We start from the raw sequence: 24,296 nt of genomic DNA, 5'->3' as shown, positions 1-24,296 counted from the left end.
GGCGATCAAGCAGCCCTGGGGATAGCCGCCAGCAGCGAGCGCGTGTAGGGGTGCCGCGGGTTGCGATACAGTTCGTCCGAGTCGGCCATTTCCACCACTTCACCCTTGTGCATCACCATCACCTGGTCGGAAATGTACCTGACCACCGACAGGTCGTGCGAGATGAAAATATAGGACAGGCCGAATTCGTCCTGCAGGTCCTGCAGCAGGTTCAGCACCTGGGCCTGCACCGACACGTCCAGCGCCGATACCGACTCGTCGCATACCAGGATTTCCGGCTTCATGGTCAGGCAGCGCGCGATGGCAATGCGCTGCCGCTGGCCGCCGGAGAATTCGTGCGGATAGCGATGGTAGGCTTGCTGAGGCAACCCTACCCGCTCCAGCAGCGCCAGCGCCAGCTCTACCCGCTGGGCGTCGTCGGCGCCGATGCCGTGCAGCCGCATCGGTTCCAGCAGGATCTGGCCCACGGTAAAGCGCGGGTTCAGCGAGGCATACGGGTTCTGGAAAATGATCTGGATGCGGCGCTTGAACGGGCGGAACTCCTTGTCGCTCATCGCCAGCAGGTCACGCCCCTTGAACAGGGCGCTGCCGCCGCTGGCCTGGTGCAGGCGCAGCAGCGTCAGGCCGAGCGTGGACTTGCCGCTGCCCGATTCGCCGACCACGCCCAGTGTCTTGCCGCGCGCCAGCGTGAACGAGACGTCCTTGACAGCCTGGAATTCGCGCTTGCCGAACAGGCCTTCGCGCAGCCAGAAGCTCTTTTTCAGGCCCCGCACGTCCAGCACGATCTCATCGCCCGGAGCGCTGCCGCGCGCGCGCTGCGCCTGCTGCACGGCAGCGCCGAAGCGCCCTTCCATGTAGTCGCTGATCACCGGCAGGCGCACCGGGCGCGCGTCGAGCGATGGCCGGCAGTGCAGCAGCGCGCGCGTGTACAGGTCTTTCGGATCGGCGAACACCGCACGCGCATCGCCAGTTTCGCGCACTTCGCCGTGCCGCATCACGATCACGTCATCGGCAATTTCCGCCACCAGGCCCAGGTCGTGGGTGATGAACAGCACCGACATCCGGTGTTTCTTCTGCAGCCCGGCAATCAGTTCCATGATCTGCTTCTGGATCGTGACATCCAGTGCGGTAGTGGGCTCGTCGGCGATCAGCAGCTTGGGCCTGCAGGCTATCGCCATGGCGATCATCACCCTTTGCTGCTGGCCGCCCGACAACTGGCTCGGATAGGCGTCGATCCTGGCCGGCGGATCGGGGATGCCCACCTCTTCCAGCAACTCCAGCGTGCGGGCGCGGGCGCTGCGCCGGTCCATGCCCATATGCAGGCGCAGCACTTCGCCGACCTGGAAGCCGACCGTGAACACGGGGTTCAGCGAGGACATCGGTTCCTGGAAAATTATCGCAATATCCCTGCCGCACATGGCGCGGCGTTCACGTGCCGGCTGGTGCAGCACTTCGCGGCCCTCGAACAGCACGCTGCTTTGCTGGTCGATGAGGGTCGTTTGCGGCGGCAGCAGGCCCATGACAGCCAGCGAGCTGACCGACTTGCCGCTGCCCGACTCGCCCACCAGGGCGACCGTACGGTCATGCGGGATGTCGAAGGAAATGCCCTTCACCGCCTCGACAGTGTTCTTTTTGTCGGTACGGAAGCGGATACGCAAGTTGCGGACCTGTAGCAGCATGTCATTTCACCTTGGGGTCGAGCGCGTCGCGCAGGGCGTCGGCAAACAGGGAGAAGGCCGTGACCAGCAAGGCCATGGCGCTGGCGGCAGCAGTCAGCTGCCACCATTTGCCGAGAACGAGTTCATTCTGGGCCTCGTTCAGCATGGAGCCCCAGCTCACCACGCCGACCGGCACACCAAAGCCAAGGAAGGACAGGATCACTTCGGCCTTGATGAAGCCCACCACCAGGATCGACAGCTGCACCAGGGCCACGTGGCTGACATTCGGGAAGATGTGGCTGAACATCTTGCGCCAGGCCGAAGCGCCGATGGCGTCGGCAGCCAGCACGTATTCGCGCGCCTTGTGCTTGATGTATTCGGCGCGGATCAGGCGGTATGGGCCGGTCCAGCCGGTCAATCCAAGGATCAGGACTATGGTCAGCACACCTTTCTGCTGCAGCACGGCGGCCACGGTCAGGATCATCAGGATCGAGGGGATCGAGGTAAAGACGTTGTAGAACCAGTTCAAGAAATCGTCCACCACGCCGCCGTAAAAGCCGGAAACGGCGCCGAAAAACGTGCCCAGGCCAACTGCCAGCGTGGCCGCAGCCAGGCCGACCACGATCGAGGTTTCGCCGCCCTTGATGGTTTTCCTGATGATGTCGTGGCCCCATTTGTCAGCGCCGAACGGCAGGCTCGGAGCCCGTCCTGCAGCGGGCTCGGCGACCGCTTTGCCCAAGGTGGCGCGCAGCTCACGCAGGTCTTCCGCCAGCGGGTCGAATTCATTGGGGGGTGGCGCTGCGCTGCCGGCGTTGTCGGTCCCGGCGGCGGCATCGTGCGCCACCTGCACCGCAGGCGGCGCAGCAAATGTCGGCGGCGCATAGTTGAGCGCAACCTCCTCTTCCCAGTCGGCTGCTACGATGCCGCTGGCGGAAGCTGCGAGCAGGAGCAGGAAGCCGGCTACGACCGCCAGCGCCGCCATGGCAAGCCGGTCTGCCCGCAGGCGGCGCCAGGCCAGGGTCCACAGTCCGGCCGAGTCATGAATGGCATGCATGCGCTGTCCTTCTTACTTGAGCTGTACGCGCGGATCGACAGCCTGGTACAGCAGATCGGTCAGCAGGTTGAACACCATGGTCGCCACGGCTACGTAGACGGTAATCGCCTTGATCACGGGGAAATCGGAACGCTCCACCGCCAGGATCACTTCGCGCCCGATGCCCGGGATGCCGAAGAAGCGCTCCAGCAGGAAGGCGCCGATCAGCATGGCTGGCAAATTCGCCATCACGTGGGTAATGATCGGGATCGCCGCATTGCGCAGCACATGCAGCCACATCACGCGCCGCTCGGGCAAGCCCTTGGCGCGCGCCGTGCGCACGTAATCCTGCCCGACTTCGTCCAGCACGAAGCTGCGGTACAGGCGCAAGGTCGGCGCCAGCGACACAGCCAGCCCGATCAGGATGGGCAGCGCTGCGAAGCGCAGGTTCTCCGGCAAGCCGGCACCCCAGCCCTGCACCGGGAACCAGCCCGCCTTGTAGGCCAGCCAATACTGGAACACGATGATATAGACCAGGATGGAGATCGACATGCCTACCGTGCAAGCGACCATCACGGCGCGGTCGGCCAGCGAACCGCGCACGAAGGCCACCGCCAGGGCCAGTGCAATGCCCAGCACGGTTTCTAGCAAGGTCAGCGGCACCAGCACGGTCAGCGAAGGCCCCAGGCGGGAAGTGATGATGTCCGATACCGCTTCCCCGGTGGCCCAGCTCTGGCCAAAATCGAAAGTCGCGATCTGCTTCAGGAAAATTCCCAGCTGAACGTACCAGGGCTGGTCCACGCCAAGCTGGCGGCGAATATTGTCGATGCTGGCGGCGTCGGACATCTTGCCGGCCAGGATATAGGCAGGATCGCCACCTACCCAGTTGAACAGCACGAACACCAGTAACACAACACCCAGCAGTGTCGGCGCCATTTGCCAGATGCGACGTATTAAAAATGAAATCATCCTCGGTAATCAATCTATAACTGGTTCACTTGCTATCGTTTCATAAATGAGACGGATCTTCTCAAAATTGTATCGTTGGCCAGTTTTTAATTGACGCAATATTAGTCCAAATGCTCTCATCTTTCCCCGAGGAATCACATAGATGGTTCCTTCCAATGGGAGCGCCGAAGCAGTAGTCAAAAGCTGTAGCTCGTCTTTTTATTCCAAATTTTTGGAGATAGCAAACATGATGGAAAAAATCATGGCTCGTTCCGTACGGCTGGTTTGCGCCGGCGGTATGCTGGCCACCATAGCCGCCCCTGTCTTTGCGCAGGAAGCCCCGGCGCCAATGCAGCGCGTGGAAGTGACCGGCTCGAGCATCAAGCGTGCGACCCAGGAAACTGCATCGCCCATCCAGGTCATCAGCAAGGAAGACTTGATGAAGTCCGGCAAGGCAACCGTGGCCGAATACCTGCAGACCCTGACCGTTGACGGCGCCGGTTCGCTGCCGACTGGTTTCGGCAACGGCTTCGCTGCTGGCTCCACCGCGATTTCCCTGCGCGGCCTCGGTGCGACGTCGACCCTGGTACTGTTGAACGGCCGCCGCATGGCCCCATTCGCACGTGCCGACGACGGCCAGAAGAGCTTTACCGACCTGTCCACGGTGCCGATGCAGATCGTCGAGCGCATTGAAATCCTGAAAGACGGCGCTTCCTCCACCTACGGCGCAGACGCAATCGCCGGCGTGGTCAACATCATCCTGCGCAAGGACATCGAGGGCCTGCAAGTCAAGGGTGATACCGGCTGGTCGCGCTACGACGACGGCAAGCAGAACAAGGCTTCCATCACCTACGGGCTGGGCAACCTGGACGAAGACAAGTACAACTGGGTGGTCAATGCCGAGTTCACGGATTCGGACCGTATCAAGAACAGCGACCGCAAGGACCGCGGCCACATCGGCAAGGGCGACCTGCGTCCGTACGGCTTCCCGGTCGGCACCCAGTTCGCCGGCGGCTACATCGCCGGCAACAACAACGCTTCGGCTGGTCCAGCCGGCGCGATCCGCAATCCGGCCACCCTGGATTACGTCGGCCTGCCTGGCTGCTCCACCCTGAGCGCCACCAAGGACCAGACCGGCGCCAACGGCGGCTGCCTGTGGCATCAGGATCAGTTCCGCGACATGCAGCCGGAGATCGAATCGGTCAACCTGTACACGCGCGGCACCTGGCAGGTCAATGGCGACACCCAGGTGTACGCTGAAGCCGGCTACTCGAAGCGCGATACCGCCTTCACCATGACGCCGCCATCGATCACGCCAACGGTGGCTTTCCCGCCGAATGCCGCCAACCCGCTGGGTTTCGTCAACTACGGCGCGCTGGCATTGATGGGCGCAAACCACCCGCAGAACCCATATGGCGTGGCGACCCGCGTGCGCTACACCGCGTTTGATATCGGCCCAAGCACCCGCTCGGCCAACAACGAGTTCAATCGATTCGTGGTGGGAATCAAAGGCGCGGTCGCCGGCTGGGACTACGACGCTGGCCTGACCCACTCCAAGTCCAAGCTGCACCTGGACTACAGCAATATGCTGAACCTGAACGTGCTGCGCACGGCAATGCGCGATCCGACCCAGTACGGCTGGTACTACATCGGCACCGAAGCGTCCAAGAACTCGGCTGCCCTGTACTCTGCCCTGGTCACCAACGCGACCTCGGATTCGACCACCAAGCTGGACGTGATCGACTTCCACGCTTCGCGTGAACTGTTCGCCCTGCCAGGCGGCAACCTGGGCCTGGCAGTCGGCGCCGAACACCGCCGTGAAAAGCTGGAAAACCCGTCGCTGTCCGGCTCGATCGACGGTTCGATCAACTCTTCCTACGTTGCAGCCTTCGGCGACAACAAGGTATCGGCAGTCTTCCTCGAACTGGCCGCCCCGGTGCTGAAAGGCCTGGAACTGAGCGCTGCCGTACGTTACGACAAGTACGACAGTTTCAATTCCACTACGCCTAAAGCCGGCTTCAAATGGACCCCGGTCAAGTCCTTCGCCCTGCGCGGTACTTACACCGAAGGCTTCCGTGCTCCTGGCCCAGCGGAAGGTTCCCCGCTGTCGCAATCGACCGGCACTTCCACCGTTACCGATCCAATCCGCTGCCCGAACGGCAAAACGCCGGCACCTGGCGGTGCTACCTCGACCGACTGCGGCATTCCGGTTGCAGCTGTGAAGGTTGGCTCCTCTGCCCTGAAACCTGAAACCTCCAAGGGCTCGACCCTGGGCATCGTGTGGGACCCGTTCGACGGCACCAGCCTGGCGCTCGATGCGTGGAAGATCAAGCGTAGCAACGAGATCAACCCGCTGCCATACAACGAAGCAGCTGCCCTGCCAACCGCCATCCGCAACGACAACAACCTGGTCGTCAACGGCGTCGTGATCCCGAATTCGGGCACCCTGGTGCTGACACAGGCGCCGTACCGCAACTCCAGCTTCACCGAAGTCAGCGGCGTGGACCTGGATGTCAAGCAGCGCATCCGCCTGGGCGAGTACGGCCGCGCAACTGTGGGCTTCGTATGGACCCATACCGCGACCTGGAAGCGTCACGAGTCCGCCACGACCGTGTACCAGTTCAACGGCACCCACGGCAACTGCGACACTTCAAACTGCGCCGGCACGCCTAAGAACAAGATGAACCTGAACGCATCTTGGGACTTCCGTGACTGGAACGTTGCCGGTATCGTCAACTACCGCGATAGCATGGAGAACGTCAAGTTCGCCGGTGATCCTTGCGCCTCCACCCTGGCCAACGGCCAGCCGGGCACCAACGGCTGCAAGATCGCCTCGTTCACCACCCTGGACCTGTCGGCGCGCTACAACGTGAACCAGCAGTTCACGGTGTTCGCTTCGATCAACAACGTGACCGACAAGATCGCGCCGCTGGACCCACTGACCTACGGCGGCATGAGCTACAACCCGATGGACGCTTCCGGCGCCATTGGCCGCTACTTCAAGCTCGGCGCGCAGTACAAGTTCTTCTAAGCCACGAGGCTTGAAGCACTCCCAAAACGGCACTTCGGTGCCGTTTTTTTTCACCCCTGCCGCAAGTTGTGTACACAAGGCGCATGTTTCTGAATAGTTACAATAAGAAATATTCAGTAGCAGAGCGATTGCGCCTTTCTGGCAAAAAGGAGCCAAATCCTTCCAACTACAGTAAAGATCTTCATCTCAGGCCAACTTCCCACACGCCTGGAGCCAGCCATTGTTGCGCTTTCGTAACAGTCTGTGGCTTTTTGTATCGAAAAGATTGCAAGACGAGAACACTTGCAAGAAAGTACTAGCAGCCTATTGCTAGGTTTTGCGCAAATGCAAAGAACAGTCCACCTTCTGGGAGATCAAAGAATTATGATGAAAGAGAACAGCCTGTCGTATGCAATCCGCCTGGCCTGCGCCAGCGGCTTGCTGGCAGCCGGAGTCTGTGCACCAGTTTTCGCCCAGCAAACTGACGCTGCCATCCAGCGCGTTGAAATTACCGGTTCGTCGATCAAACGCATTGCCCAAGAGGGTGCGTTGCCGATCCAAACCCTGAGCCGCAAGGACATCGATCAAACCGGCGTGCAGAACGTGGCCGACCTGGTTGCCCTGCTGCCTTCGATGCAGGGCATGATCACCTCGTCCGCTTCCATCAACGGCGGCGGCGGCGGCGTGCAGAGCGCATCGGTGCACTCGATCGGTACCGACTATACCCTGGTGCTGCTGAACGGCAAGCGCATGGCGCCTTATGGCACCGGCAGCGCCGTCAACCTGGCATCGATCCCGCTGGCAGCGGTTGAGCGCGTCGAGATCCTGACCGACGGCGCCTCCACGCTGTACGGCTCGGACGCCATCGCCGGCGTGGTCAACTTCATCCTGAAGAAAAACCAGAACGACCTGAACATCGACGCCACTTACAACCGCCCGCAACATAAAGGCGGCCAGAGCGCCAACGTCTCGATCACCAAAGGCTTCGGCAACTATGATAGCGACGGCTTCAACGTCATGCTGGCGTACAGCCACGACCAGAGCAAGGCACTGAACGCCACCCAGCGCCCGTTCGCCAACTCCGGCGTGGTCAAGTTCAGCAAGGACGGCAAGCAATATGCGACCTGGCAGAACTCGATCAACTCGATCCCGGCCAATGCCGACGTGTTCAACGGTCCCGATGTCGAAGCAACGTTCTCGCCGGACCTGGTCAACAACGGCAAGTGCAGCGGCCCCAACACGTTCGCGCGCAGCGGCGTTTGCCGCTACGACTATGCGGCAACCGTGGAACTGCTGCCTGAGCTGAAGCGTGACAGCCTGTTCACTTCCGGCGCGCTGAAGATCTCCGACAAGACCCGCCTGACCGGCGAGTTCGTCTATTCCAAGTTCACCAGCACCGCACGCTACGCGGCACCGGCGCAGCCGCTGACCACCATGAGCACCGATCCGGAAACCCACGTGAAGACCATCAGCCCGGTCTACATCGTGCCTTACAAGAAGTCGGTTGAGCCGCTGCTGGCTGGCCAGGGCATCGACCCGAACGCCGTGACCGACGCCTACCTGTACTACCGTGCGCGTGACGCGGGCGGCCGTACCGATGACTGGGGCACCAAGGCCCTGCACTTCTCCGTCGGCCTGGACTCCGAGTTCGCTGGCTGGGACGTCGGCGCAGCCTACACCCATTCGCAGAACAAGCAGACCGACAAGGCTGCAGGCGGCTACATGAGCGGCGACAAGTTCGAAGCCCTGGTCCAGTCCGGCGCTTACAACCCTTACGTCTTCGACCCGAATGCCGCTTCCATCCTGGCGCCGGCTGTGCTGCATGAAAACCTGTCGACCACCAAGTCCAAGCTGGACGTGCTGAGCGCCCACGCATCGCGTGAAGTGTTCGCCATGGCAGGCGGCAATGCCGCCCTGGGCCTGGGTGCCGACTACACCATGCAGAAGTATGAAGACTCGCCGAGCAGGATCGTGATGGGCCCTGGCCCAGGCAATCCGGGCTGGACCGACACCGTCATCGGCGGCAGCACTGGCTCCCAGCCGCTGGATGCCAAGCGCAACAACTGGGGTGCATTCGGCGAGCTGCAAATGCCTGTCATCAAAGGCCTGGACGTGACCGCTTCGGCGCGTTATGACAGCTACGACGCGGTCGACAAGCGCAATACCAGCTATGACGTAAACGGCAATCCGTCACTGGCAGGCAAGCAGGGCAAAGACGTCTCGAAGACTACCTTCAAGTTGTCCGCCCGCTGGCAGCCTTCGAAAGAAGTGATGCTGCGTGGCTCCTACGGCACCGGCTTCAAGGCGCCGACCATGAATGACATCTCCGACCCACTGAAAAACGCAGGCTCGTCGAACTTCTTCGCCTGCCCGATCAAGAACGCGGCCGACCCACGCTTCGCTTACTGCCGCGGCGTGCAGGAATACGGCCTGCTGACCGTGGGTAACCCAGGCACCGGCGCCGATGCGCTGAAGCCTGAAACCTCGAAGCAGGCGTCGATCGGCATGCGCCTGGAACCGATGGACTCGCTGTCGCTGGGCGTGGACTTCTGGGACGTGCGCCTGAAGAACCAGATCCAGAACCTGTCGCAGGACATGCTGTTCGGCACCGAAGCACTGGCCAACAAGTACGCCACCATCTACTTCGATCCGATCCAGAAATCGAAAGTCCTGGTGATGACCCAGTCGCCGCTGAACCTGGCCAGCTCGCGTTATCGCGGCATCGATCTCGATGCCACCTTCCGCGCCGCCACCCCGATCGGCAAGTTGACCACGAACTGGTCCGCCACCTATATGCTGAAGGCCGAAAAGACCGTGCCTGACGCAGACAAGCCTGGCGAAAACAAGACTGAAAGCAGCATCGCACGCTTCGACTCCTACGACGACGTGACCTTCCGCTGGATTTCGCGCCTGGTGTTCTCGCTGAAGTCGAGCGAGCAGTGGGCCAACTCGCTGACCGTGAACTACAAGTCCGGCTACGCCGACAAGAATTACACGGCCGACGATGGCCGCGTGCGCTCGGTCAACGACGACGGCACACTGGGCGGCTACGTCGACATGGAGGGCCGCAAGGTCAAGGCCTACACCACCCTCGACTGGCAGTCGAAGTACGTCTTCAACCAGAACCTGTCGATCACCGGTGGTATCCGCAACCTGCTGGACAAGGATCCGCCGCTGTCGATCCGCGACACCGGCGGCGGCAACCAGGTTGGCTACGACGGTCGCTACACCGACCCGCTGGGCCGTACCTTCTACCTGACTGCCAGCTACAAGTTCAAGTAACCCACCTTTAGCACGACTCCCGCTCCCCGCCCGCGCAAGTTGGCGGGGATTTTTTTATTGTCGCCTAATGTTTCATTTGTTTCACTTATCAAACATCCATTGCCAAACTAAGCCGCCGATGATCTGATAACACTCCCATTAATTTATTACTGAGATGTTTATCAATGATCATCGAGAAAGCCCTGTCGCGCACCCTGCGCGTGATGTTCGCCGGTAGCCTGGCCATCGGCAGCGCCGCCGCCATTGCCCAGGAAGCAAGCCCCGAAGCGCCGATGCAGCGCGTTGAAATCACCGGTTCCAGCATCAAGCGTATTGCTGCCGAATCCTCGCTGCCGGTGCAATCGTTCAGCCAGAAAGACATCAAGAAGTCCGGCGTGTCCACCGTGACCGACTTCATCCAGCAACTGCCAGCCATGCAGGGCTTCTCCGTGGCGGCCGACTCGGTCGGCGGCGGCGGCGGCGGCGTGACCACCGCCTCCATCCACGACATCGGCGCCGCCTACACCCTGGTGCTGCTGAACGGCCGCCGCGTCGCCCCGGCCAACTCCGGCACCACCATCGACCTGAACTCCATCCCGCTGTCGGCCATCGAGCGCGTGGAAGTGCTGACCGACGGCGCCTCCGCCCTGTACGGCGCCGACGCCATCGCTGGCGTGGTCAATTTCATCCTGAAAAAGGGTGCCACCGACTGGGAAATCAACGCCAAGTACTCGCGCCCTGAGCAGAGCGGTGGCGCCAGCAATGCCATCTCGCTGAGCAAGGGCTTTGGCGACATCGATGAAGACGGCTACAGCGTGTTCTTCTCGGTCAGCCACGATGAGCAAAAGCAGCTCAAGGCGTCCCAGCGCGACTTCGCGCGGACCGGCATCATCAACTTCACCGACCCGTCCAACGGCAAGCAGCTGCAGTTCATCAACGGCTCTTCCCGTTCGCTGCCAGCCAACGCCGGCGTGACGTACAACTCCAGCGAGATCGACCCAGGCACAGGCCAGCCGGTGGAAAAGACCGTCAACCTGAACCCGTATGCGCTGGCCCACGGCGGCAAGTGCGCCGCGGTCAATGCCGACTTCTACGGCGACGGCAACTGTTACTTCGACAGCGCCTCGACCATCGAGATCAACCCGAAATCGCAGCGCGACGCCCTGTTCTCGTCCGGTAGCGTCAAGCTCGGCAATTCCGGCTTCAAGGGCTTCTACGACCTGGCTTACACCGAAGCGAAAGTCGTCGCCTCGATCGCGCCCTACCCGGCCGACTTCTCGGTCGCCAAGGGTTCGGCTTTGTACAACAAGTACATCCAGCCACACCTGAGCGCCGAACAGGACGCCGGGGCCACCTCGGTCGTGGCCAAGTACCGCCTGTACGAAATGGGCAACCGCACCTATGACTACGGCACCAAGGCGACCCACCTGGTGGCTGGCGTGGACGGCGCGATTGCAGGCTGGGATGTCAACTCGGCCCTGACCTACTCCAAGAACAAGCAGACCCAGAAGTACGTCGGCGGCTTCCCGCTGGCGGACAAGTTCCAGGCTGCGATCGACGCCGGCAGCATCGACCCGTTCGCATACGGCCTGGGCGAAATGCCGCAAGCCATGCGCGACACCCTGCTGTCGACCGGATTCAACGGCACCTACAACACCCAGACCGTGGAAATGAAGGGCTGGGATGCCCGTGCCTCGCGCGAAGCGTTCACCCTGCCAGGCGGCGCGGCCCAGGTCGGCGTCGGCGTCGACTACCGCAACACCTCGTTCAAGGTCAACCAGGCCGACGTGGCCAAGAACGCCCAGATCCTGTTCGACAACCCGCAGGTGGACAGCGCCTACGAGCGCGACAACTTTGGCGCCTACACCGAGCTGGTCATGCCCGTCAGCAAAGCGCTGGAACTGACCGGTTCCGCCCGCTACGACCAGATCGGCGCCATCGACAACAACCTGACCGGCCAAAAAGTCGGCAACAAGGAAAACGCTGCCACCTGGAAGCTGAGCGCCAAGTACACCGCGGCCAGGAACCTCTTGTTCCGCGCCGCAGCCGGCACCGGCTTCCGCGCTGCCTCGATGCAGGAAATCGCCGGCCCGCTGGAAGACTGGGGCGTCACTGGCGGCAACTACCAGTGCCCGCTGACTGGCACCAGCCACCCGCTGGCCTCCTACTGCAACGGCGTGGTACGCCAGCAGTTCGAAGCCTTCCAGGGCGGCAACCCCGACCTGAAGCCGGAGAAATCCAAGCAGTGGAGCATCGGCACCGTGTTCGAGCCGACCAACTCGCTGTCGATGTCGCTTGACTTGTGGAACGTGGAAATCCGCGACCAGGTGACCGCCGTCTCCGAAGGCCTGATCTTCGACAACCCGGCCAAGTATGCCGAGCTGTTCACCACCAAGCACATCGGCTCGACCGGCAAGGACGTGCTGGCCATCAAGCTGCTGCCGATCAATATCGGCAAGGTGGAAAACCGCGGCGTCGACTATGACTTCACCCACAAGACCAAGCTGTTCGACGGCAAGCTGACCAGCCGCCTGGCCGGCACCTGGCTGATCCGTTCGCGCTACACCACGCCAGGCACCGACGACCAGTGGGAATCGAGCCTGAACCGCTACGGTTCGAACGACAAGGTCAGCTTCCGCCACGTGGTGCGCGCGTCGACCAGTTTCGAGCAGGCGCAATGGACCCATACCCTGAGCGCCAGCTACCGCAACGGTTACACCGACAAGGAACAATCCGTCGATGACTGCGCCGTGATCGTGGCTGGCCAACCGGGCGAATGCTATGGCATCACCCTGCAGGTGCCGAGCTACACCACCTTCGACCTGCAGACGGCTTACCGCCCGGTGAAGAACCTGGAAATCACCGGCGGCATCATCAACCTGTTCGACCGCGACCCGCCGTTCACCCTGCGCAACACCGGCTCGCACCAGGTGGGTTACAACCCATCCTATTCGTCGGCACTGGGTCGCCAGTTTTATGTGAGCGCCTCCTACAAGTTCTAAGCTGCAACGCTAAGACCAGCCCCGCCTGCCCGGGCGGGGCTTTTTATCGTTTCTGTAATTTTTGTGGCAAATCGGGCACACTTCCTTCCGTTTCAAAAGCTGCATTTCGGCAAATTCGAGCTCAATGTCAATTGCTCAAATTGTCGCCATCCCATCACTAAATCTCCTAACTCAGGCCAATTTACGTCTTTTCCATCGTTCCAAGCCAGCGCCAAAGCTGAAGTTGTCTCGATAACTTGCGACTTGGTTCTCATTGACACAGTTCGTCAATGAATGATTTGATAAGCGCGGACGTAAAGCAGAGACCACAAGTTGCACTGTTTGTCGTCAAACAAAAATTAAGGGCTGGCAACGGCCTTAAACAGTTTGTAATTCTTGGGAGTATCAAAGATATGTTGAAGGAAACCATTCTGTCCCGCTCGGTCCGCGTGATCTGCGCGGGGGGCCTGGCGCTTGGCATGCACGCCGCATTCGCACAAGAAGCAGCTGAACAGCCAATGCAACGCGTGGAAATCACCGGTTCCTCGATCAAGCGCATCGCTGCTGAGGCATCGCTGCCGGTTCAGACATTCAGCCAGAAGGATATCCAGCGCACCGGCGTCACCTCGGTCACCGACTTCATCCAGCAACTGCCTGTGATGCAGGGCTTCACCGCGTCGTCCGACTCGGTCGGCGGCGGCGGCGGCGGCCTGACCACCGCATCCATCCACGGTGTTGGCGAATCCTACACCCTGGTCCTGGTTAACGGCCGTCGTATCGCACCTGCGACCTCCGGCACCACCATCGACATCAGCACCATCCCGCTGGCAGCCGTTGAGCGTATCGAAGTGCTGACCGACGGTGCTTCCGCACTGTACGGCGCAGACGCGATCGCCGGCGTGGTTAACTTCATCATGAAGAAGGGCGCAGCTCCCCTGACCATCGACGCTAAATACAGCAAGCCACAGCACCCAGGCGGCACCGACCGCACCGTGTCCATTTCCAAAGGCTTCGGCGACTATGAGAATGATGGCTACAGCCTGTTCATGTCCTACAGCCACCAGGACGCCGACCGCCTGAAGGCTTCGCAGCGCGACTTCGCCAAGACCGGCATCATCAATTTCAACGATCCCAAGACCGGCAAGCCACTGCAGTTCTTCAACGGTTCTTCGCGGTCGATCCCTCCGAACGTGACCGTTGGCTACCTGGACAGCGCCGGCGAGAAGAGCTCGGTCTCGGTCAACCCTTACCTGAAGCTCAACGGCAAGTGCCCAGCCGCTCACGTTGATCTGGGCGACGGCCAGTGCTACTTCGACTACACCACCTCGGTGGAAATCTCTCCTGAAATCAAGCGCGATGGCTTCTGGGCCTCTGGCAGCCTGAAACTGGGCAACACCGGCTGGAAAGCCTTCTCCGATATCTCTTACAACAAGTCGGATATCTACGCCACCATCGCTCCATACCCAGCTGAATTCTCGCTGGCGAAGTCGAGCCCGCTATTCACCAAATACGTGCAGCCTTACCTGACCGCTGAGCAGCTCAACGGCATGACCTCGGCAACCGTCAAGTACCGTCTGCAAGACCTGGGTGGCCGCGCTTACGACTACCAGAGCAAGGCAAGCAACATCGTCGCTGGCGTGGAAGGTTCGGCAGCAGGCTGGGATATCAATTCCGCTGTGGTCTACTCTCGCAACAAGCAACCACAGAACTACCTCGGCGGCTTCCCGCTGGCCGACAAGTTCGATGCAGCTGTTGCGGCCGGCAAACTGGACCCGTTCCCATACGCACTCGGCGAAATGCCTCAGGACATGCAGGACGTGCTGCGCTCCACCCAATACGTTGGCAACTACAACACTACCGACGTTAAAGTGTACGGCTGGGACTTGCACGGTTCCCGCGAAGCCTTCTCCCTGCCGGCCGGCCCTGCCATGCTGGGTATGGGCGTAGACATTCGCAAGACCAAGTTCTCTCAGCTGGCTAACCAGGCTGTGGCAAATGCCGAAATCCTGTTCGACGACGTGCAGCCGGAATTCGCCTTCTCGCGCAAGAGCGGCGGCGTGTTCGGCGAACTGGAGACCCCAATCACCAAGGATTGGTCGGTTACCACTTCGGCGCGCTATGACCGCGTGACCAAGCTGAGCGACGACCTGCATGGCGGCAACCTGGGCAAAGATCAGTCCGCAGGCACCTTCAAGGTCAGCACCCGCTGGCAGCCAACCAAGACCATGGTATTCCGTGGCGCTTACGGCACCGGTTTCAAGGTCGCTTCCATGACCCAGATCGGCCAGCCACTGGCTGACTTCGGCGTGACCGGCGGTACCTACAACTGCCCTCTGAGCGCAGCCAATGGCCTGCAGAACCACCCACTGGCCCAATACTGCGACACCCGCGGCCAGCTGGAAGTGTTCCAGGGCGGCAACACCGAACTGAAGCCGGAAAAATCGCGCCAGTGGACCCTGGGTGCAGTATTCGAGCCAACTTCGAACTTCAGCGCCAAGATCGACCTGTGGTCGGTTGAAATCCGTGATGCGGTTGCCAGCGTCAGCGAAGACCTGATCGCCACCAACCCGAACAAGTACATCGAACTGTACACGGTGAAGCATAAGGCCTCCACCGGCCTGGACAAACTGGCTATCAAACTGCTGCCAATCAACATCGGCCGTCAGGAAAACAAGGGCGTGGACTACGACTTCCAGTTCCGCGAGAAAGTCTGGGAAGGCAAGCTGACCGCTCGCCTGGCCGGTACTTACCTGTACCACTCGAAGTACACCACTCCAGGTACCGACGACGAATGGCAGTCGAGCCTGAACGTGTACGGCGTCGATAACGCTGTGCAGTTCCGCAACGTGATCGCCACCAGCCTGACCTACGACATTGGTCGCTTCACCCACAACCTGACCGGCAACTTCCGCAATGGTTACAAGGACAAGCACCACGACGTGGACAACTGCGCGGTCAATACCAACGACGCAGCGGCGGAGTGCGTGGACGTGCAACTGGACGTGCCAAGCTACACCACCTTCGACTGGCAGACCACCTTCCGCGCCATCAAGGGCCTGGACCTGACTTTCGGCGTAAAGAACCTGACCGACCGCAACCCACCGCTGTCGCTGCGTAACACTGGTTCTCACCAGCTGGGCTACGACCCACGCTACGCCAGCGCGATCGGCCGTACCTACTACGTTGGCGCAACGTACAAGTACTGATCGCTGAAGTAGCCTGAGTGCAAAAAACCCCACCTGCGCAATGCGCAGGTGGGGTTTTTTATTGCTTTTTCAGCCTGCAGCCTTCGCAGATCGAACCCGCCCCTTGGGGCAGGCTCAAACCGCAGGTTTATTCGCCTTGCAGGCGGCGCTGGCGCACTGCGGCAGCCAGGTTTTCCAGCACCAGTACGCTGGCATCCCAGTCGATGCAGCCATCGGTGATCGACTGGCCGTAGGTCAATTCCTTGCCTGGCACCAGGTCCTGGCGTCCAGCCACCAGGTGCGATTCCACCATGACGCCAACGATGCGCGTATCGCCGCCCGCCACCTGCTGCGCGATGTCGGCGCAGACCGGCACCTGGTTTTCCGGCTTCTTCGAGGAATTAGCGTGCGAAGCATCGATCATCAGGCGCGCTGCCAGGCCGTAGCCGGAAATGGCCTTGCACGCTTCTTCCACGCTGGCCGCATCATAGTTCGGGGTCTTGCCTCCGCGCAGGATGATGTGGCAATCCTCATTGCCGTTGGTCGACACGATCGCCGAATGGCCGCCCTTGGTCACGGACAGGAAGTGATGCGGCTGCGATGCGGCCTTGATCGCTTCCACTGCGATCTTGGTGTTGCCGTCCGTGCCGTTCTTGAAGCCCACCGGGCAGGACAGGCCGGAAGCCAGTTCGCGGTGCACCTGGGATTCGGTGGTGCGGGCACCGATCGCGCCCCAGGAGATCAGGTCGGCGATGTACTGCGGGCTGATCACGTCCAGGAATTCGGTGCCGGCCGGCAGACCCATCTCATTGATGTCGCGCAGCAGTTCGCGCGCCATGCGCAGGCCATCGTTGATGCGGAAGCTGTTGTCCATGTAGGGGTCGTTGATCATGCCCTTCCAACCCACCGTGGTACGCGGCTTTTCGAAGTACACGCGCATCACGATTTCCAGGTCGCCCTTGAGGCGTTCGCGTACCGGCGCCAGGCGCCGCGCATACTCCAGCGCGGCTTTCGGGTCGTGGATCGAGCATGGGCCGATCACCACCATCAGGCGGTCGTCCTGTCCATGCAGGATGCGATGCAGCGCGACGCGCGCTTGGGAGGCCGTGTTGGATGCCGCTTCCGTGCAGGGAAATTCGCGAATCAGGTGCGACGGTGGCGTCAGCTCCTTCATTTCACGAATACGCAGGTCGTCGGTACGTTGCATGATGGTTTCTCCTGAGACTTAAATAAAATCGGTAAAAAAAAACCGCCATTACTGGCGGTTTGTCTTGTATCTGCTGGGATCTCGTTTTGCTGCTACGTGAACCGGCCGCTACTCCACCGCCTTTGGGTTGGAATTGCTAAAGTAAAAAAAGCCGGTAAAAAAGTGCAGGTGCATGGGTAGAGTTCCGCGGATTTCGATCCACTATAACAACAGTTAGCGCCCATTGCAAGCGAGGCTTGAGTTCGCTTGCAAGCAGGAAGTAGACGCGCAGGCGCAACACAAAAGAGTTTCCGAATAGTAGTTTTTGGCGATTGTTATCAGATATCAAATAGAATTTGTTCAACCTTTGCAAGTGCCTAACTCAAGCACTTCCGTCGGTCTTGGCACACCTTCTATTTGAGGAGAAGTACGTTGGCTACAATCAAGGCTAAATCCATGATCTATTCCCTGTTGTCAGCATTCGGCGCACTGGCGGTGTTGCCGGCCATGGCGCAGCAACAGGCTCCTGAAGAAAAAATGATCCGCGTCGAAGTGACCGGTTCGTCCATCAAGCGGCTGGTGTCGGAAACCTCCCAGCCGCTTTCCGTGTTCAAGGCCGAGGAATTCACCAAGCAAGGCCTGACCACCGCCCAGGAAGTCCTGGACCGCATCCCGTCCAACCAGACCAGTATGGGTGCCGGCAACGTGGTGGGCGGCAACGCCAGCGGCCTGCCGACCGGCGGCCAGGCCGTGGCCGACCTGCGCGGCCTCGGCGGCGACAAGACCCTGGTGCTGCTGAATGGCCGCCGCATCGCCAACCACCCCTATGACGGTGCCAGCGTCGACCTGAACGTGATCCCGGTGGCGGCACTGGAGCGGGTCGAAGTACTGCGCGACGGTGCTTCGGCCATCTACGGTACCGATGCCATCGGCGGCGTCATCAACTTCATCACCAAGCGTTCCGTGACCGGCACCACCGTCACGGCCGAGACCATGCTGCCGCGCGAATCGGGCGGCAAGGAACGCCGCGCCAATATCGTCAGCGGCATCGGCAACCTCGACCAGGATGGCTGGAACCTGATGGGCGTGCTGGACTGGCAGAAGCAGGATGTACTGACCTCGCAACAGCGCGACTTCTCGAAGACTGCCGTGATCCCCGAACGCGGCATGACTGTATCGGACGGCACCTCCGGCACTACCTTCCCCGGCAACTACTTCGATCCGGTCACCGAAGCCACCGGCAACCCCGGCTTTGCCGGCGGCTGCAACCCGCCGCTCTCGCTGCCGCGCGCCTCGGATGGCACCTGCCGCCAGGACTATACGCGCCAGATCGACGACCTGCCTGAGCAGGACCGCCTGGTCTTCTTCGGCAAGGCAGCATTCAAGCTGAACGCCGATACCACGGCCAGCCTGGAATACCTGCACTCGCGTAACAAGGTCGTGTCGCGCACCGCGCCGCCGCCGCAGACCGGCCTGTCGCTGCCCATCACCAGCCCTTACTATCCAGGTAATTCGGGCGGCGTGCCGGCCCAGCCTAACCTGTCGGGCGAGCCGCTGTCGGTCAACTGGCGTCCAACGGAAGCCGGCCAGCGCCGCATCAACTCCAAGGGTGAAGGCGACCGCCTGGTGGCCGCGCTGGAAGGCATCGCCGCAGGCTGGGACTACAAGGCCGGCCTGAACCACTCGGTCAGCAAGTCTGAAGAAAACTTTACCGGCGGCTATGTGCAGGACGCCGGCTTCGCTGCCGGCGTGCAGAACGGCATCCTGAATCCCTTCGGCCTGCAAAATGAAGCCGGCCGTGCCTACCTGGCCAGCGTGGCCCTGCGCGGCAAGGTGCAGGACGCCAAGAACAAGTCCACTACCTTTGACATCAAAGGTTCGCGCGACGTGATGCAACTGGCCGGCGGCGCCATGGCGGTCGCGCTCGGCGCCGAATACCGCAAGGAAGACGCCGACTTCAACGTGAACCGCGATATCGCGGGCCAGGCGTCCAGCTCCGGCCTGTCCGGTTCGCAGTCCAAGACCGGTTCGCGCAATGTGAAAGCGGTGTACGGCGAATTGAGCGTGCCGCTGATCAAGGACCTCGACATCCAGGCCGCGGTGCGCTACGACCATTACAGCGATGCGGGCAGCACCACCAATCCGAAACTGGGCGTGCGCTACCAGCCGATGCAGCAACTGCTGCTGCGCGCATCGGCCAGCACCGGCTTCCGCGCCCCGACCCTGTTCGAGAAGAACGCGCCGCAGTCGAAGAACGACACCAGCAACTCCTACGACGACCCGATCCTGTGCCCGGGCGGCGTGCCGCAGCCTGGAGCCAACCCGCTGCGCGATTGCGACCTGCAGCAGTTCAAGCTGCAAGGCGGCAATGCTGCGCTGACGCCGGAAAAATCCAAGACCTTCTCCTTCGGCGCCGTGTTCGAGCCGGTGCGCAATACGACCATTGCGCTGGACTACTGGAACATCCGCCTGAAGGACAAGATCGGCGCCCTGCCGGAGCAAGCGATCTACGGCAACTATGCGAAGTACAAGGATCGCTTCCTGCGCAACCCGGACGGCTCGCCGTTCGCCATCCTCGACCTGAACGAAAACCTGGGCCGGGTCAAGACCGACGGTATCGACCTGAGTGCAACTGTCAGCTCCGGCCGCACCGCATACGGCAACTTCAGCTTCACCCTGGACGGTACCTGGGTCCACAGCTACAAGTACCAGAACGAGCGCGACGGCGCGTTCATCCAGAACGTCGGTACTTACGGCGACAACGGCCCGATCATGCGCTGGCGCCACAATGCCTCGCTGACCTGGCGCGAAGGCCCATGGAGCGCGACGCTGTCGCAGAACTTCAAGTCCGGTTATGTAGACCAGAACTTCGTGGCGCCGGAATTCTTCAACAAGGTCGACTCCTACCAGCTGTGGAACCTGTCGGCGACCTACACCGGCTGGAAGGGCCTGACCCTGACTGGCGGCGTGAAGAACCTGCTGGACAAGGACCCGCCGTTCACCAACCAGGGCACCGTGTTCCAGAAGGGGTATGACCCGCGCTACTCCGACCCGATCGGCCGCGCCATCTACCTGCGCGCCAGCTACAGCTTCTGACTCGTGCGTAATAATACGTAAGCTAAAGAGAAATACGGTATCTAAAACTAAACCCCAATTGTTGGCATCCAACAATTGGGGTTCTTTAATTGGTCGGCTTGTTTAGCTTTCTGCCGGTAATTCTGTTGTTTTTACGCGAACCGCTTGTTACACAATCGCCGCGCGGGAAGAAAGCCGAAAGATTAAGTGAAACCACCGAAAAAGTCGTATACACAGGTGAATTCCCTCGATTTCGCTACATTTTCGCGACATTTGGCCTGTTTTGCGCAAATACTACTTTTCATTTGCAAGTTATTTTCGGCAAAGATTTTTTGTAACGCCCTATTCCCTTGCCAATTGAAAAATATTATAAAAGATAGATCTCTTGCAAAAGAGTTATCCCCACCTTTTGGAGAATGTTCAATGCAACAAAAGAAACTGGTTGTGAATCTGCGCCGCTGCCTGCCTTACCTGGCTGCGCCGCTGCTGCTGTCTTCTGTGGCCGCCCAAGCCCAGCAGGCCACCGCGCCAATCCAGCGCGTTGAAATCACCGGCTCGCACATCCGCCGTGCCGAAGCCGAGTCCTCGAACCCGATCCAGGTACTGTCGCGTGCGGACATTGAAAAGTCCGGCAAGACCACCGTCGCCGAACTGCTGCAAACGCTGGCAGTCGACAACCAGGGTTCGGTCCCGACTTCCTTCGGTAACGGCTTCGCTTCCGGCGCATCGGGCATCTCTCTGCGCGGCCTGGGGGCAGCTTCCACCCTGGTACTGCTGAACGGTCGCCGCATGGCACCGTACGGCCTGGCTGACGACGGCCAGAAAGTGTTCTCCGACCTGAACGTGATCCCGGCCGAGGCGGTCGAGCGCGTTGAAGTGCTGAAAGGCGGCGCCTCCGCCCTGTACGGTTCGGACGCGATTGCCGGCGTGGTCAACATCATCCTGCGCAAGGAAATCAAGGGCACCACCGTGCGCGCCAGCCAAGGCCTGTCGCAAGAACGCGATGGCGGCGATACCCGCCTGGCACTGACCACCGGCTTCGGCGACCTGGACAGCGATCGCTACAACGTGCTGTTCAACGCTGAGTTCGGTCTCAAGCGCGAAGTATGGAACCGCGACCGCAGCGACCGCGGTGCCATCGGCAAGAGCGACCTGCGCGACTTCGGTTTCAGCGCCCAGGAATCGCTGGGCGGCACCGGCGCCATCGTCGACAACAACCTGGCCGGCAGTTCCATTGTCGGTAACGTTCGCAATCCAACGACTCTGGACTACTACAGCCGCAGCAACCTGGCTGGCGTGGGCTTCACCCGCACCTTCCCAGGCGCCGACTGCAGCAAGCTGACCAGCCATCCGCAAGGTGACCCATTGGGCGGCTGCCTGACCGACGCTGCGCAGGAATACGGCCAGATTCAGCCACGCCAGAAGACTGCCAACCTGTTCACCCGTGCCACCGTCAACCTGAGCCAGGATTGGCAAGCCTACTTCGAAGGCAATGCCTACCGCAGCGAATCGATCGCCAGCGGCACGCCATCCGGCATTTCCGGCAGCGTTGGCTATCCTGGAGGTCCGGTCAGCAACGCGGCCGTGGCTCTGGGTGCAACCCACCCTGACAACCCTTACTTCGGCACCGCCGCCCGCCTGCGCTATCTTGCTGCGGACGTCGGCCCACGTGTCAGCAACGTCGACTCCAACTTCTATCGCGCCCTGATCGGCGTGAAGGGTACTGCTGCCGGCTGGGATATCGACACCGCCTACCTGTACTCGGCAACCAAGGTCAGCAACGAGCGTAGCGGCTACCTGCAGCGCGATGTTACCTTCGCCCTGCTGAACCCGACCGCAGCCAACGTCGCCGCGGCCATGGGCAACGCGCGCTACGCAGCCCTGCCTGCCGGCAGCTTCTGGCGCATCGGCGAGAACGCCGGCCTGAACTCGCGCGAACTGTACGCCGCCCTGTCGCCGAACATTTCCAACGATGCAGCAACCAGCATCTCGCAAATCGACTTCAAGGCTTCGCGTGAAATCGCCAAGTGGGAAGCTGGTTCGGTTGGCCTGGCATTCGGCGCAGAATACCGCCGCGCCGAAACCCGCCTGGCTCCGACCGAGGGTACCGACAAAGGCAACATCATCGGCCTCGGCTACTCGGCCTATGACGGCAAGCGCAACGAAAGCGCGGTATACGCTGAAATGGCGATCCCGCTGCATAAGACCCTGGAAGCGCAAACCGCAATTCGTTGGGACCATTTCTCCGACGTCGGCAATTCCTACACGCCGAAGCTCGGCCTGAAATGGAATCCGACCGGCAACTTCGCGCTGCGTGCGAATGCGGAGCGTGGTTTCCGCGCGCCAAGCGCAGCAGAAAACGGCAAAGGCGGCCTGGCGGCGTTCTCCACCGCAACCGACCCGGTACGTTGCGCCCTGGGCGTAGCATCGGCCTGTAACCCTGCTTCGGTCGCGATCATTACCAGCCCGAACCCGGCCCTGTCGCCGGAACGCTCGAAGAGCTACTCGGTGGGCATCTTGTGGGATCCGATGCCACGTACCAGCTTCGCACTCGACCTCTGGCAGATCAAGCGTACCAACGAGATCAACCAGGAGCAGACCGATGCCGCAATCGCTGCTGGCCACGTCGCACGTGACCCGTCGACCGCCACCAACATTCCTGGCGACCCAGGTGCTATCACCGCCGTGCTGGCCAATTACGTGAACTCGGCTTCGACCATCGTACGCGGTGTCGACCTGGATGCACGCAAGAGCTTCGCGCTGGGCGACGGCAATGGCACCCTGACTATCGACGCCAAGTGGACCCACTTGATCAAGATGGAGCGCGAAGAGAAGGATGGCAGCAAGCGTGACTTCGCTGGTACCCACGGTAACTGCGACGCCACCAACTGCATGGGTACGCCAGACAACCGCGTGAACCTGGGCGTTACCTGGGAACGTGATGCGCTGCGCATGTCGCTGAACATGACCTACCGCGACAAGCTGGACAACATCAACTTCAAGGATGACCCGGATGGTTGCGCGTCCCACTTCGCTAACGGTGAGCCAGCTCCAGCAGGTTGCAAGATCTCGTCCTTCACCACGTTCGACCTGGTGGGCCGTTATCGCCTGAGCGACAAAGCTGAACTGTTCGGCTCGATCAACAACCTGTTCGACAAGAAGGCTCCGCTGGATCCACTGACCTATGGCGCCCAAAGCTACAACCCGCTGGACTACAGCGGCGCTCTGGGCCGTTACTTCAACATTGGCATGCGCTACAAGTTCTAAGCAGGCGGGGCACATCGCCCCTGACAGCCGCGCCCTTCGGGGCGCGGTTTTTTTTTGATCACTCGCCTTTGATCAGGCTCGCTACCTTGGTGGTGATGATGTCCACCGCCGGCCCGTTGGCGCCGTGCGGCAGGATCACGTGCGCGTGGCGCTTGGTCGGCTCGATGAACTGCTTGTACATCGGCCGCACGGTTTCCATATACTGGTTGATCACGCTCTCCGTGCTGCGGCCGCGCTCCGCGATATCGCGCTGCAGACGGCGGATAAAGCGTACGTCAGCCGCGGTGTCGACGAAGATCTTCAGCGACATCTGCTTGCGCAGGTCGGCGTCGTACAGCGCGAACAGGCCCTCGACGACGATCACCGGCGCCGGCTTGACCGTGATGGTCCGGGTGGTGCGGTTGTCGATGGAGAAGTCGTACACCGGCATCTCGATCGACTGGCCCTCACGCAGCTTTTGCAGGTGTTCGATCATCAGGGCCCAGTCAAAGGCTTCCGGATGGTCGTAATTGACCTTGCGCCGGTCTTCAGGCGACATGTGGGTCTGGTCCAGGTAGTAGTCGTCCTGCAGGACAACCGACACCACTTCCGAGCCAAAGGATTTCAGCACTTCGCGCGTGACCGTCGACTTGCCGCTGCCGCTGCCGCCTGCGACGCCAATCACGAAGGGTTTGTTGCTCGAATTGTTCATG

The 24,296-nt window shown here is 61.1% G+C and carries 11 protein-coding genes; 6 read left to right on the top strand and 5 right to left on the bottom strand.

Annotated features, from left to right (window positions below; genetic code table 11):
- Window positions 1-5 precede the first annotated feature (5 nt).
- From ACN9MY_RS08895 to ACN9MY_RS08885, 3 genes are read right to left on the bottom strand one after another with little or no spacing between them, the layout of a single operon-like run.
- Window positions 6-1,679 (bottom strand): ABC transporter ATP-binding protein, encoded by a 1,674-nt coding sequence (locus ACN9MY_RS08895; protein ID WP_426337153.1) that lies wholly within the window; start codon window positions 1,677-1,679, stop codon window positions 6-8.
- A gap of 1 nt (window position 1,680) precedes the next feature.
- Window positions 1,681-2,712, bottom strand: a complete 1,032-nt coding sequence (locus ACN9MY_RS08890; RefSeq protein WP_426337152.1) for an ABC transporter permease — start codon at window positions 2,710-2,712, stop codon at window positions 1,681-1,683.
- Between the two features lie 12 nt (window positions 2,713-2,724).
- Entirely contained in the window at window positions 2,725-3,660 is a 936-nt protein-coding gene (locus tag ACN9MY_RS08885; protein ID WP_426321763.1) for an ABC transporter permease, read from the bottom strand.
- 241 nt (window positions 3,661-3,901) lie between these two features.
- Here ACN9MY_RS08885 and ACN9MY_RS08880 point away from each other — a divergent pair, with 241 nt between their 5' ends.
- The 4 genes from ACN9MY_RS08880 to ACN9MY_RS08865 all read left to right on the top strand — a co-directional run bounded on the left by ACN9MY_RS08880 (window position 3,902) and on the right by ACN9MY_RS08865 (window position 16,097).
- A complete protein-coding gene (locus tag ACN9MY_RS08880) occupies window positions 3,902-6,670 on the top strand; it encodes a TonB-dependent receptor (RefSeq protein ID WP_426337151.1) in 2,769 nt (922 codons plus the stop codon).
- Window positions 6,671-7,033: 363 nt separating this feature from the next.
- Entirely contained in the window at window positions 7,034-9,931 is a 2,898-nt protein-coding gene (locus ACN9MY_RS08875) for a TonB-dependent receptor (RefSeq protein WP_426169799.1), read from the top strand.
- Between the two features lie 164 nt (window positions 9,932-10,095).
- Window positions 10,096-12,912, top strand: coding sequence for a TonB-dependent receptor (locus ACN9MY_RS08870; RefSeq protein WP_426169797.1), 2,817 nt, complete (start codon window positions 10,096-10,098; stop codon window positions 12,910-12,912).
- Between the two features lie 392 nt (window positions 12,913-13,304).
- On the top strand, window positions 13,305-16,097 hold the full coding sequence (locus tag ACN9MY_RS08865; protein WP_426169794.1) for a TonB-dependent receptor domain-containing protein: 2,793 nt from the start codon (window positions 13,305-13,307) through the stop codon (window positions 16,095-16,097).
- A 127-nt stretch (window positions 16,098-16,224) separates the two neighbouring features.
- Here ACN9MY_RS08865 and aroG read toward each other — a convergent pair whose 3' ends face one another.
- Window positions 16,225-17,283, bottom strand: coding sequence for a 3-deoxy-7-phosphoheptulonate synthase AroG (aroG, locus tag ACN9MY_RS08860; RefSeq protein ID WP_426169791.1), 1,059 nt, complete (start codon window positions 17,281-17,283; stop codon window positions 16,225-16,227).
- Window positions 17,284-17,718: 435 nt separating this feature from the next.
- Here aroG and ACN9MY_RS08855 point away from each other — a divergent pair, with 435 nt between their 5' ends.
- The gene (locus ACN9MY_RS08855) at window positions 17,719-20,358 is read left to right on the top strand and encodes a TonB-dependent receptor (protein ID WP_426169789.1); all 2,640 of its coding nucleotides are present in this window, start codon (window positions 17,719-17,721) and stop codon (window positions 20,356-20,358) included.
- A gap of 402 nt (window positions 20,359-20,760) precedes the next feature.
- Window positions 20,761-23,604, top strand: a complete 2,844-nt coding sequence (locus tag ACN9MY_RS08850) for a TonB-dependent receptor (RefSeq protein WP_426321759.1) — start codon at window positions 20,761-20,763, stop codon at window positions 23,602-23,604.
- Window positions 23,605-23,662: 58 nt separating this feature from the next.
- Here the strand turns inward: ACN9MY_RS08850 and udk are convergent, their stop codons facing one another.
- Window positions 23,663-24,295, bottom strand: coding sequence for a uridine kinase (udk, locus tag ACN9MY_RS08845; protein WP_426169784.1), 633 nt, complete (start codon window positions 24,293-24,295; stop codon window positions 23,663-23,665).
- Window position 24,296: the final 1 nt, after the last annotated feature.

Origin of the sequence: Pseudoduganella sp. R-31, assembly GCF_049913235.1 — a bacterium.
Lineage (GTDB): Bacteria > Pseudomonadota > Gammaproteobacteria > Burkholderiales > Burkholderiaceae_D > Rugamonas.
The sequence above is the reverse complement of the archived record's forward strand: the minus strand, read 5'-3'. Positions and strand labels throughout refer to the sequence as shown.

Bases quoted from the DNA above. Each gene is read 5' to 3' on its own strand.
- ACN9MY_RS08895 (WP_426337153.1), bottom strand. From the start codon at position 1,679: ATGCTGCTACAGGTCCGCAACTTGCGTATCCGCTTCCGTACCGACAAA.
- ACN9MY_RS08890 (WP_426337152.1), bottom strand. From the start codon at position 2,712: ATGCATGCCATTCATGACTCGGCCGGACTGTGGACCCTGGCCTGGCGC.
- ACN9MY_RS08885 (WP_426321763.1), bottom strand. From the start codon at position 3,660: ATGATTTCATTTTTAATACGTCGCATCTGGCAAATGGCGCCGACACTG.
- ACN9MY_RS08880 (WP_426337151.1), top strand. From the start codon at position 3,902: ATGGCTCGTTCCGTACGGCTGGTTTGCGCCGGCGGTATGCTGGCCACC.
- ACN9MY_RS08875 (WP_426169799.1), top strand. From the start codon at position 7,034: ATGATGAAAGAGAACAGCCTGTCGTATGCAATCCGCCTGGCCTGCGCC.
- ACN9MY_RS08870 (WP_426169797.1), top strand. From the start codon at position 10,096: ATGATCATCGAGAAAGCCCTGTCGCGCACCCTGCGCGTGATGTTCGCC.
- ACN9MY_RS08865 (WP_426169794.1), top strand. From the start codon at position 13,305: ATGTTGAAGGAAACCATTCTGTCCCGCTCGGTCCGCGTGATCTGCGCG.
- aroG (WP_426169791.1), bottom strand. From the start codon at position 17,283: ATGCAACGTACCGACGACCTGCGTATTCGTGAAATGAAGGAGCTGACG.
- ACN9MY_RS08855 (WP_426169789.1), top strand. From the start codon at position 17,719: ATGATCTATTCCCTGTTGTCAGCATTCGGCGCACTGGCGGTGTTGCCG.
- ACN9MY_RS08850 (WP_426321759.1), top strand. From the start codon at position 20,761: ATGCAACAAAAGAAACTGGTTGTGAATCTGCGCCGCTGCCTGCCTTAC.
- udk (WP_426169784.1), bottom strand. From the start codon at position 24,295: ATGAACAATTCGAGCAACAAACCCTTCGTGATTGGCGTCGCAGGCGGC.